This window comes from Sphingobacterium sp. GQ94, from assembly GCF_059758715.1.
Genome location: NZ_JCAXEC010000021.1, coordinates 1 through 17,516, shown reverse-complemented (window position 1 = coordinate 17,516; position 17,516 = coordinate 1). Strand labels below are relative to the sequence as shown.

General features: G+C 35.7%; 14 protein-coding genes. 12 read left to right on the top strand and 2 right to left on the bottom strand.

What is annotated here, in order from left to right; all coding sequences use genetic code 11:
• Positions 1–154 precede the first annotated feature (154 nt).
• The 11 genes from AC6CHH_RS15120 (at position 155) to AC6CHH_RS15070 (ending at position 14,879) form a co-directional block, all read left to right on the top strand.
• Positions 155–1,045 carry an SMP-30/gluconolactonase/LRE family protein gene (locus tag AC6CHH_RS15120; RefSeq protein ID WP_498284363.1) on the top strand — a complete coding sequence of 297 codons (891 nt, stop codon included), beginning with the start codon at positions 155–157 and terminating at the stop codon, positions 1,043–1,045.
• Positions 1,046–1,071: 26 nt separating this feature from the next.
• Positions 1,072–2,778 (top strand): IlvD/Edd family dehydratase, encoded by a 1,707-nt coding sequence (locus AC6CHH_RS15115; protein ID WP_498284361.1) that lies wholly within the window; start codon positions 1,072–1,074, stop codon positions 2,776–2,778.
• A gap of 21 nt (positions 2,779–2,799) precedes the next feature.
• A complete protein-coding gene (locus AC6CHH_RS15110) occupies positions 2,800–3,567 on the top strand; it encodes an SDR family NAD(P)-dependent oxidoreductase (protein WP_498284359.1) in 768 nt (255 codons plus the stop codon).
• 167 nt (positions 3,568–3,734) lie between these two features.
• Positions 3,735–6,827, top strand: a complete 3,093-nt coding sequence (locus tag AC6CHH_RS15105) for a SusC/RagA family TonB-linked outer membrane protein (RefSeq protein WP_498284357.1) — start codon at positions 3,735–3,737, stop codon at positions 6,825–6,827.
• A gap of 2 nt (positions 6,828–6,829) precedes the next feature.
• Complete coding sequence (locus tag AC6CHH_RS15100) at positions 6,830–8,620, top strand: RagB/SusD family nutrient uptake outer membrane protein (RefSeq protein WP_498284355.1); 1,791 nt, start codon at positions 6,830–6,832, stop codon at positions 8,618–8,620.
• Between the two features lies 1 nt (position 8,621).
• Entirely contained in the window at positions 8,622–9,791 is a 1,170-nt protein-coding gene (locus AC6CHH_RS15095; protein ID WP_498284353.1) for a purple acid phosphatase family protein, read from the top strand.
• A gap of 472 nt (positions 9,792–10,263) precedes the next feature.
• Complete coding sequence (locus tag AC6CHH_RS15090; RefSeq protein ID WP_498284351.1) at positions 10,264–10,722, top strand: MaoC family dehydratase; 459 nt, start codon at positions 10,264–10,266, stop codon at positions 10,720–10,722.
• Positions 10,723–10,867: 145 nt separating this feature from the next.
• Positions 10,868–11,815 (top strand): glycoside hydrolase family 43 protein, encoded by a 948-nt coding sequence (locus AC6CHH_RS15085; RefSeq protein WP_498284349.1) that lies wholly within the window; start codon positions 10,868–10,870, stop codon positions 11,813–11,815.
• A gap of 106 nt (positions 11,816–11,921) precedes the next feature.
• Positions 11,922–13,442, top strand: coding sequence for a glycoside hydrolase family 43 protein (locus tag AC6CHH_RS15080; RefSeq protein ID WP_498284347.1), 1,521 nt, complete (start codon positions 11,922–11,924; stop codon positions 13,440–13,442).
• Between the two features lie 10 nt (positions 13,443–13,452).
• Positions 13,453–14,217: a type I methionyl aminopeptidase gene (gene map / locus AC6CHH_RS15075; protein ID WP_498284345.1), complete on the top strand. Its 765-nt coding sequence runs from the start codon at positions 13,453–13,455 to the stop codon at positions 14,215–14,217.
• 212 nt (positions 14,218–14,429) lie between these two features.
• Positions 14,430–14,879 (top strand): KTSC domain-containing protein, encoded by a 450-nt coding sequence (locus AC6CHH_RS15070; RefSeq protein WP_498284343.1) that lies wholly within the window; start codon positions 14,430–14,432, stop codon positions 14,877–14,879.
• Positions 14,880–14,946: 67 nt separating this feature from the next.
• Here the strand turns inward: AC6CHH_RS15070 and AC6CHH_RS15065 are convergent, their stop codons facing one another.
• Both AC6CHH_RS15065 and AC6CHH_RS15060 read right to left on the bottom strand, forming a co-directional pair.
• The gene (locus tag AC6CHH_RS15065) at positions 14,947–15,996 is read right to left on the bottom strand and encodes a bifunctional transcriptional activator/DNA repair enzyme AdaA (RefSeq protein ID WP_498284341.1); all 1,050 of its coding nucleotides are present in this window, start codon (positions 15,994–15,996) and stop codon (positions 14,947–14,949) included.
• 230 nt (positions 15,997–16,226) lie between these two features.
• Positions 16,227–16,664, bottom strand: coding sequence for a DoxX family membrane protein (locus AC6CHH_RS15060; RefSeq protein ID WP_498284339.1), 438 nt, complete (start codon positions 16,662–16,664; stop codon positions 16,227–16,229).
• 559 nt (positions 16,665–17,223) lie between these two features.
• Between AC6CHH_RS15060 and AC6CHH_RS15055 the strand changes: the two genes are divergently transcribed.
• Entirely contained in the window at positions 17,224–17,493 is a 270-nt protein-coding gene (locus AC6CHH_RS15055; RefSeq protein ID WP_498284421.1) for a transposase, read from the top strand.
• Positions 17,494–17,516: the final 23 nt, after the last annotated feature.

The following is a 17,516-nucleotide window of genomic DNA, read 5'->3' as shown; positions in this document are numbered from 1 at the left end:
TGAGATTCTAGCTTTGTTTAATTTTTTGTTAAAGTATATAGTCATTAATTGAGATAATTGGAGTATAATTCAATTTATCATTTCACATTAAATATGTCACTTTAGCCCAACTGTGTTTTAATTATTTATAAATAAACTCCATACTGATACTTGAATGGCTAGCGATAGAGAGATAATATGCCTAAAAATACCATCATTATTGCATGGTGAGGGACCTATTTGGCATTCTGGTCGGAAAACTGCTTTTTGGGTTGATATTTTGTCTGGAATAATTTTGGAGTACGATCCTATAGTGATCACTTATAAAACCTATAGCTGTGACCCAATGGTTTCGGCTGTCTTTGAATGTGAAGGAAATAACGAAAACTTGATTGTTGCGGTTGCTGGGGGTATCGGATTATATAATCTCGCATTACAAGAATTGACTATTAAGACCGATTTAAGTATTGATTGGAAGGATATACGTTGCAATGATGGTGCAATTGATTGCCAAGGAGACCTATGGATTAGTACAACCCATATGGATCACTTAGAGAATGTAGGTGATTTGTACTGTATATCTAAAGGATGGAGTGTTCAAAAAGTGATACCAAATGTTACCATTTCAAATGGTCCATGTTGGTCTAAGGACAATACTAAAATGTTTCACACAGATAGTGTTTCAAAATCAATAAAAAGCTATCTTTTCTCTAGCAAAGACAAGCATTTGAGTATCGAGGGCGATCTTGTGAATATTCATGATAGTATGGGGTTTCCAGATGGAATGGCCTTGGATCAAAGTGGACGCTTATGGGTTGCTATTTGGGGAAGTTCTTGCGTGGCTTGTTTTGACTTAAATTCTGGTGCGCAAGTAGATTGTATTCATTTGCCCGTCCCTCAGGTTTCTTCAGTTTCATTTATTGGCGACGGGTTGAATATGTTGCTTATTACAACGTCGAAAAAGGAAATGACTGAAAAACAATTAGCAGTCTATCCAGAAAGTGGATGCACGTACCTAGTTAAAATGGATGTACCAGGCATAGAAACTTATGCTTGTAGATTATAAGATACCAAAAAAAACTAAATATAATTATGAAACTACGTAGTCAGGATTGGTTTGCTAGAAAAGGCAAAGACGGATTTATCTATAGAGCTTGGATGAAAAATCAAGGTATACCAGCAGATATGTTTGAAGGTAAACCGGTTATTGGTATCTGTAATACCTGGTCAGAATTGACTCCATGTAATGCTCATTTAAGAGATCTGGCCGAATCCGTCAAAAAAGGAGTTCTTGAAGCCGGCGGCTTTCCACTAGAGTTTCCAGTGATGTCCCTAGGGGAGACGCTAATGAAACCCACTACGATGCTATTCAGGAACCTGGCTAGTATGGATGTGGAAGAGTCAATTCGGGCAAATCCGTTAGATGGTGTAATTCTTTTGTGTGGTTGTGATAAAACAACGCCTTCCTTAGTCATGGGAGCATGTAGTGTAGATTTGCCAACCTTAGTCGTTTCTGGAGGTCCGATGTTGACTGGAAAATATAAAGGAAAAAATATCGGAACATCTGATTTGTGGCGTCTAACGGCCGAAGTAAAAAAAGGAACACTAAGCGAAGAAGAATTAGGAGTTGCTGAGGCCGGGATGTGTAGAAGTATTGGTCATTGCGCAGTTATGGGAACAGCTTCTTCAATGGCCTGTATGGTTGAGGCGTTAGGGATAAGTCTACCGGGCAATGCTACAATTCTTGCAGCAGATTCAAATCGTAAAGTGTTAGCCCAACTCTCAGGAAGAAGAATTGTTCAGATGGTACAAGAGGATATGAAAATTTCAGATATCCTTACTCGTGAAGCAATTGATAATGCGATAAGAGTAAATGCTGCTATAGGAGGGTCGACTAATTTTACAATCCATCTGTTGGCCATTGCCGGAAGACTGGGTATAAAACTGGATTTAGACGATTTCGATGAACTCTCTAAAAACATTCCTCTGGTTGCAAATCTACAACCATCAGGAGAACATTTTATGGAGGATTTTTATTATTCCGGAGGTTTACAAGCTGTAATGCATAGTATTCAAAACTCACTCAATCTAGGAGTTATGACCGTAAATGGAAAAACATTGATAGAAAATATTCGTGACAACCAGAGTTTAAATGAGGATGTCATTTCAACTATCGAAAAACCATTTAACGCCATTTCGGGAATTGTTGTTTTAAAAGGTAATCTAAGTGAAAATGGGGCGGTGTTAAAACCGTCGGCCGCTTCCTCAAAATTGATGCAACATACTGGACGGGCTGTTGTCTTTGAAAATATTGAAGATTATAAAGCTAGAATTGATCATCCTGATCTAGAGGTAGATGAAAACAGTGTTTTAGTCTTAAAAAATGTTGGTCCCAAGGGATACCCAGGTATGCCTGAGGTCGGAAATATGAGTATTCCTAAGAAACTTCTTGAACAGGGAATTGAAGACATGGTTCGGATTTCTGATGGCCGGATGAGTGGAACAGGATATGGGACTGTTGTCTTACATGTATCTCCAGAGGCTGCCATAGGTGGAAACTTACAATTGGTTAGAGAAGGTGATTTAATAAAATTGGATGTTCCATCACGAATTTTAGAATTGTTAGTTGATGAAACTGAGCTTCAAAGGAGAAAGCAGGAGTCTGAAACGCCAACAAATGAATTTGATCGAGGGTATTATAAGCTATATGTTGATCATGTTGAACAAGCACATTTGGGTGCAGATTTGGATTTTTTAAGAGGTGGATCTGGTAGTATAATCACCAGGGATTCCCATTAATTAACATAGACCACATTAAATATGCAAAACAAAAGATTTTTAGGAAAAACCGCAATCGTTACTGGAGCAGGATTAGGTATTGGTTTTGAAATAGCTCGTATTTTGACATGTGAGGGGGCAAATGTAATATTGAATGATATTGACCCGAATTTAAATGAATCTGCAGTTCAACGGATTAAAGAGTTTGGCAATTGCAAAGCATTTTCAGGGGACGTTGCTGACCCATTATTTAATAAGGAACTCGTTCAGTTTGCCATCACTGAAACAAAATCACTTGATATTGTTATGGCGAATGCCGGTATCACGCTTTTTGGAGACTTCTTGAGTTATTCTGTCAAGGATTTTAACCGGGTGATCCAAGTGAATCTGGGTGGCGCATTCTTCTTAGCTCAAGCAGCTGGAAATTACTTTAAATCAACCAAAAAAGGTGGGACTATTGTTTTTACATCCTCTGTAGTTGGACATAGAGCACACAAAGATTTAGCGGCTTATGGAATGACCAAAGCTGCGATTGAGATGTTAGCAAAACATTTAGTACTGGAATTATCACCTTATAAAATTAATGTGAATGCTGTTGCTCCTGGAGCAACTCTTACTGACCGTACATTAGAGGATGCCAATTACACAAAGGCGTGGGCTGATGTAACTCCGATTGGTTCTGCGGCAATGCCAGTCGATATAGCAAATGCAGCACTTTTTTTGGCTAGTGAGGAAGCTCGACACATCACCGGTCAAACCATTGTGGTTGACGGTGGATGGACCTCGATTAGTCCTTCTCCGTTTAATTAGAAGTAATTGCTCTATGAGATTAGGTTAAAAAGTGAAAACAATAATTAGATTTTTAGAGATAAATAATTTAAATTTATTCATCAATTAAACCTAGAATCTTTACTATTTCTTAATAAACAGGAAATAGTAAAGGTTTATTTTCACGAATTAATCTAAACTCATATACCATGAAGAAAAGGCTCTTAATGTTTTGCACTGTAGGCTTGTCTATTAGTGCGTTTGCCGGTAATTTTCCTCCTCTACCAAACAATGATTTTCTTATTCCTAGGGACGTTTTATCGCAAAGGGAAGTAAAAGGCAAGGTAACAAATGCCCAAGGTGAGGGGCTTGCCGGTGTAACTGTCACCAACATTCAAACTGGACAATCTGTTCAAAGTGATGGCTCGGGAAATTTTGAAATTATTGCAAAAGCCGGGGATAACCTAACTATAAAAATTATAGGGTATACAGAGAAACAAATTCAAGTGACAGAGGAATTTATAAATGTTTCGTTGGAGAGTTCAGATGAAACAATTGATGAAGTTGTGGTCGTTGGTTACGGCACGCAAAAGGCATCCACAATAACAGGATCAATCGTGGGAGTGAAAGGCGAAGTTTTGGCAAAAGCACCGGTGACAAACCTGTCTAATTCGCTAGCTGGTAGGTTACCAGGGCTAGTTGCTGTTTCACGATCAGGTGAGCCTGGTAGCGATAATGCGACTTTAAGGATTAGAGGCGCCAACACCCTTGGAGATAATTCTCCATTGATTGTTGTGGATGGAATTGCTAACCGATCCTTGGAACGAATCAATTCACAGGATATTGAAAGTGTAACGGTTTTAAAGGATGCATCGGCAGCAATCTACGGATCTCAAGCAGCAAATGGTGTTATTTTGATTACGACAAAAAAAGGGAAACAAGGAAAACCTGAGGTCAAGTTATCCTATAATCAAGGTTTTACCAAACCTACTGTAATTCCTGAAGTACTAGATGCGGCAAGCTATGTCGAGATGTTGAACGAGATTAGTGTTTCAGCAGGTCAGTCCCCAAAATACAGCCAGGATGATATTGATCTATTTAGAAATGGAAACGACCCCTGGGGACACCCAAATACCGATTGGTATGAAGAAACATTTAATAATGTTGCTCCGCAGATTCAAACTAATTTCAGCATAAACGGAGGGTCTGAATATATCAATTATTTTATTTCAGCTGGTTATGACAAACAAAATGCGATTTACAAAAATACAGCTACCAAATTCAATCAATATAACTTCCGTTCAAATTTAAATGGGAAATTGAATGAATATGTTAAATATGGTGTCAATGTAGCCTTGAGAGAAATTAATAGAAATTATCCTACTCGATCTGCTTCAGACATTTTTGTGATGTTGCGTCGGGGTAAACCAAATATGCAAGCATATTGGCCAACCGGGGAAAACGGACCTGATATAGAATATGGAAATAATCCAGTAGTGGTTACCACCAACCAAACTGGATATGATCGGAATAAATCCATGATGCTGGAATCTAAAGCTAATATCGATATAACAATACCTTGGGTAAGTGGATTAAACTTATCCGGTAATGTGGCTTTTGATAGAACGGTACAAAATAACAAATTATGGAAAACCCCATGGTATTTGTACAATTGGGACGGTAGTACAGTTGATCAGAATGGCACTCCTGTTTTGGTTAGAGGTGAGAAAGGGTTTACTGGTCCAGAGTTAACGCAGGACTTCAGAAATGATGATTTGTTAACCTTAAATTCGTTGTTACGTTATGAGAATAATTTTGGAACATCACATCATTTCAATGCCTTGGTGGGTATCGAAAGAATTTCCGGAAGTATGATGTCCTTTGAGGCGTTCCGTAAGTTCTTTGTCTCCACAGCTTTGGAGGAATTGTTTGCCGGAGGAGATGCAGAGAAAAATAATACAGGGAATTCTTCAGTTCAGGCTCGTTTAAACTATTTTGGGAGAATTAATTATGATTTTGCTAATAAATATTTATTTGAATTTTTATGGCGTTATGATGGATCTTATAAATTTCCTGCAGAAAAACGTTTTGGATTTTTCCCTGGAGTATCATTAGGATGGCGTGTTTCCAATGAAAAATTCTGGGAAAACATTAAACCGATTGTAAGTGATTTCAAAATTAGGGGTTCTTGGGGTCAAACAGGTAATGATAGAATTAGTGATTATCAATTTTTATCTAGCTACGGATTCTTAACAGGTGCATCAAACATTTATGTATTTAATCAACAAGAGGAACAAAAGGTTCTGAACGAATTAAGGATTCCGAATCCAAATGTGACATGGGAAATTGCCAACCAATCTAATATTGGTTTAGACGCTAAGTTTTTAGATAATAAAGTATCCTTGTCAGCAGAGTATTTCTATAATATCAGATCAAATATTTTATGGAATAGAAACGCTTCAGTACCAACCTCTACAGGATTGACTCTGCCTCGCGAGAATATTGGTGAGGTGGTAAATAAAGGAATAGAGATCCAATTAGGGTATAACGATTTTATAAATGACTTTCAATATGGACTCTCCGCTAACGTAGCTACTAACAAAAATAAAATTAGGTTTTGGGACGAAACACCAGGAGTTCCTGAATACCAAATGTCTACTGGTAAATCCATGAATGCCGAATTGTATTATAATGCAATAGGGGTTTTTAAAGATCAAGCCGCTGTTGATGCCTACCCTCATTGGGCGGGAGCTAAAGCTGGCGATATCATATTTGAGGATGTGAATAACGACGGTAAGATTGATGGATTAGACCGTATACGAATTGATAAAACTGATCTCCCTACACTTACTGGAGGTTTTAATATAGATTTAAATTATAAAGGGTTTTATTCTAGTATATTTTTTCAGTGGGCGACTGGAGCAAACAGAAATAACTATTATGAAATGCAAGGAGAGGTAGGGAATTTTTTGGTCCAAGATATAGAAGGTCGATGGACTGAAAGTAATACAGACGCTCAAAAACCAAGAATATGGAATAGATATAGTGAGTATTGGCGTTCAAATGGAAATACCTATTGGTTACAGAATTCTGACTATCTCAGATTGAAAAATTTAGAACTAGGATATAGCTTTCCTAAAGAATGGTGTGAACACTTAAAAGTCAATGGAATACAGTTATATTTTACAGGTCAAAATTTATTAACATTTACAAAGGTTAAAGATTTCGATCCCGAAACCAATTCTGCTACTGCATATCCATTAAACAAAGTGTATAATTTTGGTTTAACGCTAAACTTTTAATCATGAAAAATTTCATTTATTTATATATAAGTCTAATTGTTATATGTTTCACATCATGTAATAAAGATTTCCTGAACACGAATCCATCAACCGAATTCTCAGAAAATAATGTTTGGTCAGATCCTGCACTTGTAGGAACATTTATTAACCAAATTTATTTTAGATTAGATGAACCATTAACTGATGGCCGATTTAAATCAAATCTAGTTGATGAAAGCCATTATCGTGGTAACGCTGCTTCTTTAAATTTTAATAAAAGTTTAATGACCCCGGATGGGCTCCATGGATGGTCTGTATCAAGATTCAGAACTTGGAGTGATTTGTACAAAACCATTCGTTTCTGTAATATTTTCTTTTCAAAAGTAGACCAAGTCCCGTTTACTGATGAGGTGATTGATGGTAAAAGTACGAAAGATAGAATGACAGGAGAGGTCCATTTTCTAAGGGCATATTTGTACCATTTCTTAGTCAGTACCTATGGCGGTGTACCCATCGTTACGGAAGTTTATGCTTTGGATGACGAATTTGAAAAAGCTAGGAATACCTATGAAGAATGTGTGGATTTTATAGTCGAGGATTTGGATAAGGCCGCTGGACTTCTCCCAATATCGCACTCAGGAGCCAATTTGGGACGTGCTACAAAAGGAGCTGCTTTGGCTCTTAAATCTCGTGTACTGCTGTATGCAGCAAGTGATTTAACGAATGAGGTAATTTTTCCGAATTATGATCATCAAGAACTTATAAGATATACGACTGGTGATCAAAATGCAAGGTGGAATGCAGCGAAGCAAGCTGCAAAGGATGTCATTGATTTAGGCGTATATCAACTTTATAAGGCTGAACCTTCGGAAACGGACTCTATTGCTCAAAATCTAACAGAAATATTTCTAAGTAAATCAACCCAAGAGGATATTTTTATAAAATATTTTACCACAGCAATGGGACAACGAGCTGGACTATATTCTTCCCCTAATGGTTATCACGGCTGGGGAACTAATGCTCCAATTGGCAATTTAGTTGATTCCTATGAAATGAGAGATGGAACCAAATTCGATTGGTCCAACTTAAGCCATTCCTCAGATCCTTATAAAGATCGGGATCCCCGATTTTATGCTACAATATTATATAATGGAGCAGGATGGAGGGCCCGCCCTGATGATGCAAAAGGCCTGGATCCTCTAAATAGGGTCCAAACTGGGAGATGGGAAAAGTGGAATCCAACAACATCAAAAATTGAAATAGTTAATGGGATTGATACCCGGAAAAGTAGTATCGAGGATTGGAATGGCTCCTACACTGGTTATTATCTTCGAAAGTATATTGACCCAAGCGTTGATGCTCAATATGTAAGACAAGCGGTGACTTGGAGATTTATTAGGTATACTGAAATTTTATTAAATTACGCTGAGGCTTGTATTGAACTAGGACAGGATCAGGAAGCAAAAATATATTTGAATAAAATTCGTAAACGTGCTGGAATGCCTGAAATAACTGAAACCGGTGAATCTCTGAGAGAAAGATATAGAAACGAAAGGAAAGTTGAGCTGGCCTTTGAGGAACATAGGTTTTACGATGTAAGGCGATGGGCTATCGGCGCACAAGTTTACAACATCACAACTAAAGTGGCCGATATCTTATACCCCATGAATAGTGATCATACAACTGCTAGCCATCCCAATATAAAACATGTTAATTTTGAAAAATATGAATGGAATGATAAGGCTTATTTTCTCCCGTTAATGAGAGATGAAATGAATAAAAACAGTTTATTACAACAAAATCCAAATTATTAAAATGAATATTAAAAATTTAATTGCAGCATTGTTAGGGATATTTTTCTACTTCCATTTATCAGGACAGGAAAAACTAACTATAACACACCAACCCTACATTCAAGCGCTCACTGATAGCACAGTCTCTCTCGTTTGGACGACAAATAACCCAGCGATCGGCTGGGTTGAACTCGCTCCTGATGATCAGAGCCATTTTTATCAAAAGCAGAGACCTAAGTTTTTTTCCGGTAAGTATGGTTTTAAAAAAATAGGGAGTGTACATCAGGTGGATTTAAATAATTTAAAACCTGGAACAAAATATCGTTACAGGGTTTATAATCAGGAAGTGCTTAAACATGAGGGTGTTAAAGTGCAATATGGTGAATTTACGGCCTCGAATGTTTATAAAACGGCACCCTTGTCATTTTCAACACCCAAACCATCTAATCAGTTATCTTTTATTGTCGTAAATGATATACATGGTAAAAATGACGTTCTCACTAACCTTATTGGGCAGGCTGATATGAGTAAGACTGATTTTGTCGTATTTAATGGTGACATGGTAGATGCTTTACACAGCGAGGATCAAATGTTTGAAGGGTTTATGGATACAGCAATTAAACTTTTTGCTAGTGAGAAGCCAATGTATTATTCAAGAGGGAACCATGAAACAAGAGGGCCATTTGCCACCTCTTATCCTGAATATTTTCCTACCAGTACTTCTGAACTTTATTATACCTTTAATCAAGGAGATGCTTGTTTCATAGTGTTGGATTGTGGAGAGGATAAACCTGACTCTGATATTGAATACAGTGGCATCGTAGATATGGATGCGTACCGTACTCAACAGGCCCAATGGTTGGCAAAAGTTGTCGAACAACCTTCTTATAAGAATGCTAGATATAAAATTATAATTTGTCATATGCCTCCATTAGGAGGGTGGCATGGAATGATTGATATTAAAGAAAAATTTGTTCCAATATTAAACAAAGCAGGTGCTCAAATCATGTTAACCGGGCATCTTCATAAGCATATTATGCAAAAACCAGGTAATGGAATAGACTTTCCTATTCTAGTTAACTCTAATGTAAACTTAGTTAAAGCGGATATTACGGCTGAAAGGGCTGTCTTTGAAATTGTAGACCAAAATGGAAAACTCGTTGATAAAATAAGCATTAACCCATTACGGTAAAATAATGGTTTTAAGTGATTCAAAAATGATTTTTGAAACTAGAAATCCATAGTTGTCTTACAGATATCTATAAATATCATTATATTTATGACTATGCTGAATAACTTATTTATTTTGGAAACCAGGTTCACAATATTGAATCTCCGGTAAAAATAAATCAGCAAAGATTATTTAGAATGGAACTGACGAAACACCAAATTATTAGTAGACTTGTAAAAGAGTCTGTTTGTAACGAACTAGCCTAGTAAAGGATGGAAACATTGATTCAGAAAGGATTCAAGTAAAAATTTAATCTAATTTTTGAATAGTGGATCCGATGATGTTAACTTAAAAATGGATAGATATTTAATGCTTCTAGAAAGAAATAGTTAATAGGGTAGCATTAATTATTTTATTATTCACAGCTATAGGTAGAATAATTGGTAAAAGGATATTATTTTTGGAACAGTAAAATTCAATTGACTATAACAATATGGTAATTATTAACAATTATGAGGAGTATAAGACTCATGAAGGACAGGTCTTAGGTTTATCGAAATGGCATCAGATTGATCAACAACAAATTAATAAATTTGCAGATGCGACATTAGACCATCAATGGATCCATGTTGATAAGGAAAGGGCCGAAAACGATGGTCCATTTAAATCGACTATTGCGCATGGTTATCTTACCCTTTCGCTAATACCATATTTATGGAAACAAATTGCTGAAGTTAGAAATGTGAAAATGGAGATTAATTATGGAATCGAGAATTTTAAATTTGGGCAAGCAGTCTTGGTAGACAGTGAGGTGCAATTGCAGGCAAAAGTGAAAACTATTGCTAATCTTAGAGGGACCGTAAAAGCTGTTATTCAAGCAACCTTATTAATTAAAGATAGTGCAAAACCTGCGTATGTTGGCGATGTAATTTTCTTATACCATTTTAATTAAGAAACAAGCTCTCAAAGATCGAACACCTATTGGCTTTGAGAGCTAATTTTTCAAGACAATTCCACAGTGCCAAACTTAAAATTAGAATTGGTTTTAAGTTTTAATAATGAAATCAATAACCCGAAATTATTCTCAATCTTAACCCATGAAAATTCTCATTATAATGTTCCTATGGACATTTCTTTTCCAGAGCGAAAATAAACAGGAATGTAAAAGTGATGTTTCTATAGATGCCGCAGTACCCTTAGGGGACCCATTTGTACTGTTGCACGATGACGTATATTATGCTTATGGAACGCATGCACGAGATGGCATTGAAGTCTATACCTCACAGGATTTGAAGATTTGGACTAAGAGCGAAAAGCTAGCACTCAATAATTCAGACTCATGGGGAAATCGGTGGTTTTGGGCACCAGAAGTTTACTTTATTAAGGAGAAAAATAAATTTTTCATGTATTATACAGCAGATGAACACATCTGTGTTGCGACTGCTGATTCACCATTAGGTCCATTTGTGCAACAAGTGCAGGAACCTATGTTGCCTTTTGAAAAAGCGATTGATAACTCGTTGTTTATTGATTCAAATGGAGACCCGTATCTTTATTTTGATAGATTTAATGACGGTCTGAATATCTGGGTTTCAAAATTAAAAGATGATTTAATTACCGTTGATACTAATTCCATGAAGCCCTGTATACATGTCTCTCAGGAATGGGAGAAAGTATGGCCTAGAGTGAATGAGGGTGCTTTTGTTCTAAAACATCAGAATCGTTACTATATGACCTATTCTGCTAATAGTTATGAAAGCAAACATTATGGAATTGGGTTTGCGGTTTCTGATACTCCAAGCGGACCATGGGTAAAATACGATAAAAACCCAATTTACCAGATGTCTGGCAATTTGGTTGGTATTGGGCATAGTGCATTATTTAAGGATAAGGAAGGAAATCTTAAAATTGTTTTTCATGCCCATCATAGCCAAGAAAAGATTCATCCCAGAGCAATGTATATTGCTGATCTATATTTCACAAAAGAGGAGGTTCCAGTGATGAAAATCTCCACTGAAATTTTAAAACCGATACTGAAACAGTAATTATTTTATCTAATTTCAGATCGATAAATTAGCAATTCAATACTAAATCGATTTATCTTTTTAGTATAAAGTTGTTATATTGCTTTTGATTAGCAACCTTTAAACTATGTCACTCACACAAATTTTTAAATCTGGATCTTTTCTGTTATTGATTTTAGTAGCTTTCTTTACAAAAGCTATAGCGCAGTCTGAGGCTGTAATTGCGGGAGACTTCCCTGACCCCACAGTAATTTATGCGGACGGAAAATATTATGCTGTAGGGACTTCAAGTGAATGGGCTCCACATTTTCCAATATATTCATCTTCTGATCTGCAAAATTGGAAACAAAATGGTTTTGTTTTTTTTAAAACTCCAGATTGGGCTGAATCGTCCTTTTGGGCGCCTGAATATTTTTTCCATAAAGGATTATATTATCTTTATTATTCAGCAAAGAGAAAAGGAGATGGGGTTTCCTGTATAGGAGTGGCAACGTCCAGATTTCCAGATCGTGATTTTGTTGATCAAGGAATAGTTGTTGCTTATGGGTCCGAATCAATCGATGCATACGTTGTAAAAGACGATGAAGAGTTATATATGACATGGAAGGCGTATGGATTGGATAACAGGCCTATTGAATTATTAGGAAGTAAAATGTCTCCGGATGGAATGAAACTTGTGGGCGAGCCGTTTACTTTATTAAGAGATAATCAGAAAATTGGAATAGAAGGGCAGAGTTTTGTGAAAAAAGACGGATATTATTATATGTTTTATTCAGCTGGCGCTTGCTGCGGTCCAGAATGTAATTATCGCGTGTATGCCTCTCGATCAAAGTCGATTAAGGGGCCGTTTATAAATATAGGAGAGACGGTCTTATTAGGTGAGAATAAAAATTGGAAATGTATGGGACACGGTACCTTTGTAAAGGGAGCAACCGACAAGCTGCATTATTTATTTCATGGATACAACAAAAATGGCTTTACCTATACGGGTAGAGAGGGGCTTTTGGCTGAATTGATATGGTCAGACAAAGGAAATCCAGTTTTTGATTTTATACCAAATACTACCAACGAAGAAAACATATTTAAAATTGATTTTACAAAAACCAAAGATTTATTTTGGCAGTGGGACTTTAGAAATACAAATCCGATTTGGAAATTTACAAAAAAAGGGGTTGGGATAACAGGTGAAATAAGACAGGGTAATGAGGTAGGGGTTGTTATGGGATGGAGGCCTAAAAAGAAATCATATTCAATTGAAACTAATGTAATTTTGCAAGAAAATGATAATTCAGCGCTAGTTGGGATTTCTATTTATGGAGACAAGGAAAAAGCAGTGGGAATAGGAATACAGAAAAATTCTGTTAAAATATGGCATACTAAAGAGCAAAAATTTCATGTTTTGAAATCAATTGAACTACCTTCAGGAATTGCATCAATTGAATTAAAATTAGAAGTTCTCGCTGATCTACGCTGTAAGGCTTTTTATAGAACAGCAATAAATGATTGGAAAGAGCTGAGTTTACCAAATAGCGATTTCACTATAGAAAATCTAGCACCATGGGATAGAAGTCCAAGGCCATCTCTACACGTAAAAGGAAAAGAGGATCAATTTGGTTACTTTTCAGCTGTAGAACTTAAATATAATTAAAAGATCAGAAATGTCCATTTCAAATGAAACTGAATTAATAGGAATGCAAAAGGCTGGTAAGGCTGTCGCATGTGCTTTAAGGGAAATGATGAATTACGCCCAACCAGGAATGAATACCAGCGAGCTTGATGAATATGGTGCAAAGATTTTATCCGAATATGGAGCGCGATCTGCCCCCTATTTAACTTATGGGTTTCCAGGATGGACATGTATTAGTGTGGACAATGAGTTTTGCCATGGTGTGCCGTCTAAGAACAGAATATTAAAAAAGGGAGATCTTGTTAATATTGATGTTTCGGCTGAGCTTGAAGGGTTTTGGGCCGACAATGGAGCATCATTTGTTTTGGGGAACGAAGACAATCAACACCAACACTTGGTTAATACATCCAAGGAAATTTTAAAAAAGGCAATCAACAACATAAAAGGTGGGGTAAAAATAGCTGAAATTGGATTTTTGATGGAAATGGAGGCCAAAAAAAAGGGATACAAAGTTATTAAAAATTTAGCAGGTCATGGAATTGGCCGTAGTCTTCATGAACAACCTGACGAATTATTTAATTATAAAAATCGTTTTGATAATAGAAGATTTAAAAAAAATTCTGTAGTTGCAATTGAAACCTTTATTTCGACAAATTCTTCAATTGCAGTTGAATTGAATGATGGCTGGACTATGGTGGGTAATAAGGGTGGCTTTATGGCTCAACACGAACATACGATTGTTGTAACTGATGGATTGCCAATTATCTTAACTGAGATGAATCAAATATTTGATTAAAGGTCAAGTAATTCTAAATCGATTAATGCATTGACTTATGGCAATGTGCAAGTAAGTGGTTAGCTTGAGATTTTTGGATTATCGAAACCAAATTTGTACTAATAGCTTCTTTGAAGATGGCCCTAATTAAATAGTAGATTATTTTACTATTTTACTCATATATTTTCTAAGATTATGAAATTAAAACGATTAGAATACCTACCTTCGCGGCGATGAAAAAAATAGCAGACTACAGAAAGCTCTTAAATGTAGATAAAACAGCAGATTTGGGTACTTTAAAATCAGTATACCGAACAATAATGAAAGAATGTCATCCTGATAAATTTGTTAACGATCATGAAGGTCTTTTAGCTGCTGAAGAAAAAAGTAAAGGAATGATTGAAGCATATCATTTTCTTGTTAGCATATCTTCAGAAACTTTAGAAAAACAATATCCCATTTATAAAAATACAATAGAAACCTCTGTTATCTATGACTTTGAGTGGAAAGGTCAAATTCTAACGATTACATTTCTTGATGGCAGCCAATATGAATACTTTGGTGTAGCTCGAAACGAGTATGTTAAGTTAGTAAATGCCGATTCTCCAGCTCGCTTTGCGAAGAGACATATTTATCCTAAATATGCATATAGAAATGTGTTAAAAACAAAGGAAGCAGTTTAATTCTTATACTAAATAAGTAAAATCTGTACTCTTTGCGTTGTCAAAGCTTAAAGCTTATTGACTTTGTTCACACAGATGGAACTGTACTTTTCTCTAATTCTAATAACCATTTTTTACGCCAGATGCCACCGCCATAACCTGTGAGATTTCCATTAGAACCGATCACTCTGTGGCAAGGTATTAGAATTGCAATTTTATTCATTCCGTTTGCATTGGCAACGGCACGTACAGCTTCTGGATTTTTTATAGCAATTGCCTGTTGTTTATAAGATATAGTTTCACCATAACGAATCTCTTTTAAAACATTCCAAACTGAAATTTGGAAATCAGACCCAGGTGTGAACAAAGGGACAGTAAAATTTTTTCGATGTCCATTAAAATACTCTTTTAACTGCTCTTCCAATAGGTTGAAATGAGGATTGTCACCTTGGATTATTGTAGCATTTAAGGTTTTTGAGAGGTACTTAAACTCTGTTTCAAGCATTTTTCGATCCGTAAACTCCAACAAGCAAATTCCTTCTTCGACACCACAGGCATACATTGTCCCAAGAGGAGTTTCAATGCGTTTTAAATCAATTATTTTTTTATTTTTACTCTTCTTTGGAGATATCCCAAAAATATGTTTAAAGGAATCTCCAAAACCGCTTAGGGATTCAAAACCTGAATCAAAAGCAACTTCTGTTACCGAAGCACCATTTTTTATTTTTTTAAATGCAGAATTTATTCGAAACATTCGTTGATAAGCTTGAAAAGTAATTCCGTGATTTTTCATAAACCAACGCCTTAACTGATTCGGCTCAATTCCTCGCTGACTTAAGTCATCATCTTTGAATTTTAAACTTGGATTATTAGAAAGTTCGTTAAGAATTTGTTTGATGAACTCTGGTGTTTTGTGTAGCATTTCAAGAGGACGACATATTTTACATGCTCGATATCCTTTTAAAATGCACTCTTTGGTTGATTTAAAAAACTCAATATTTTCTGGTTTTGGTTTTCTAGCTGTACAGGAAGGGCGGCAAAATATTCCCGTGGTTTTTACTGCAGTGAAAAAAATACCTTCATAATGAATATCTTTATCAATTATTGCTTTATACATTTGCTCAAAACTTAGTTCCATGACTTAAATTCTTTTAAATTGAATAACAAATGTAGAGTTGTTCAAAGCTATACACAACCGAAAATTTAACAGGTATTTTTTTTAGTATCTCTATCTCCAAGTTTCCTGAGAATCTCCTGAGCGTGGATTTGAGATCTTTTTGAAAATACTTTTATAATCTAAATATTATAAAATAAGTATATAAAAACACAAGACAGATATTTAAAATGGAAGAGGCTTAATAGTTCTTGTCAAAATAATTTAGGTTTAGCAGCAATTAGCTTGTCAAGTTCCAAATATTTTTCTTTTATCAGGCTTAAAGCGAAAGCTGCGGCAGAAGCAGTAAATACAGAATAATCAAAAGCTCCTTTGAGTCCTGTTGAAAAACTCATTGACAGAGCAAATATTAACAAAAGCAATCCACTTAATTTCGCAAATAGTTCAGTTTTAAATCCGATTATCAGGAAAATCGCGAAAGCGAGTTCAGCAGCGGTTGCTATAATGCCCATTGTTGGGATTAATACCTTCGGGATCCAAGGATTTATTAACTGGGTATAATCCAAAAAATTATTCCAATTTCCCCAAACAGAAATTTCTTTCTCTAACATTCCAAACCTATCCGCAACCGCTGATAAAAATCCTATTGAAATTGCAAATCTCAAAAACAGTTTTATAGTCTTTTTTTCCATAACTAATTGTTTTACCTAGATTAATATGCTAGTGATTTTTTGAACTGTAAGTTACGTATTCTTCCCCGAAACCTGATATCCCTTGTAGTCTTTCCAAAGTGATTTGTTTTTTTACAATCTGTAAGTACCTTTGTATATTCACTCTAAAATACTGATGGAGTCAAAGATGATTTGAAATATCTTCTTCTAGTTTTGTAAATATTAATTCCTAGTGTTAAAAGATACTGTCATGGTGTGTCTGACAAGGTTCTCACTAGTAATATTATCTTTTCTATCAACTCTCCTTTTTAAATTTATTACATAAGTAGGGATAATGGTATTGTTTTTCATAGATTTCCTTAAATGATTTATTGGATTAACTTACTTACAACTAATGCACCGCGTTAGGATCAAAATTTTGTAAAACGAACTTTAATCCTGAAGATTCGTTTTTATTGCTCTTATTTAATTTGGGCAAATTTAAAGTTGAAAATTCATAAAGCTTTGATCTGATCCTCAATCGATTTGTCATTGGAATTCTAATAATTCCTTCAGATTTATTCGCTGAAGTTAGTAGGACATATTCAACAAATGCAAGGACAAAAAGGTAGCATTTACCAAACTTGGCCTGTGGCACAATAAGGTTGAGAACGCCGGCATACCATCATTTAAGAGCGTCGCAAGATCCATTGCAGCACATCATCAATACATCCTACACTACTTCGACAACAGAAGCACCAATGCCTCGGCGGAGTCTTTCAATGCAAAGCTCAAAGCTTTCAGGAGTGTCTTTCGTGGCGTAAGGGATACGACATTCTTCCTGTACAGAGTGATGAAATTGTATGCTTAAAAAAGATATTCCCCCCAAACTTT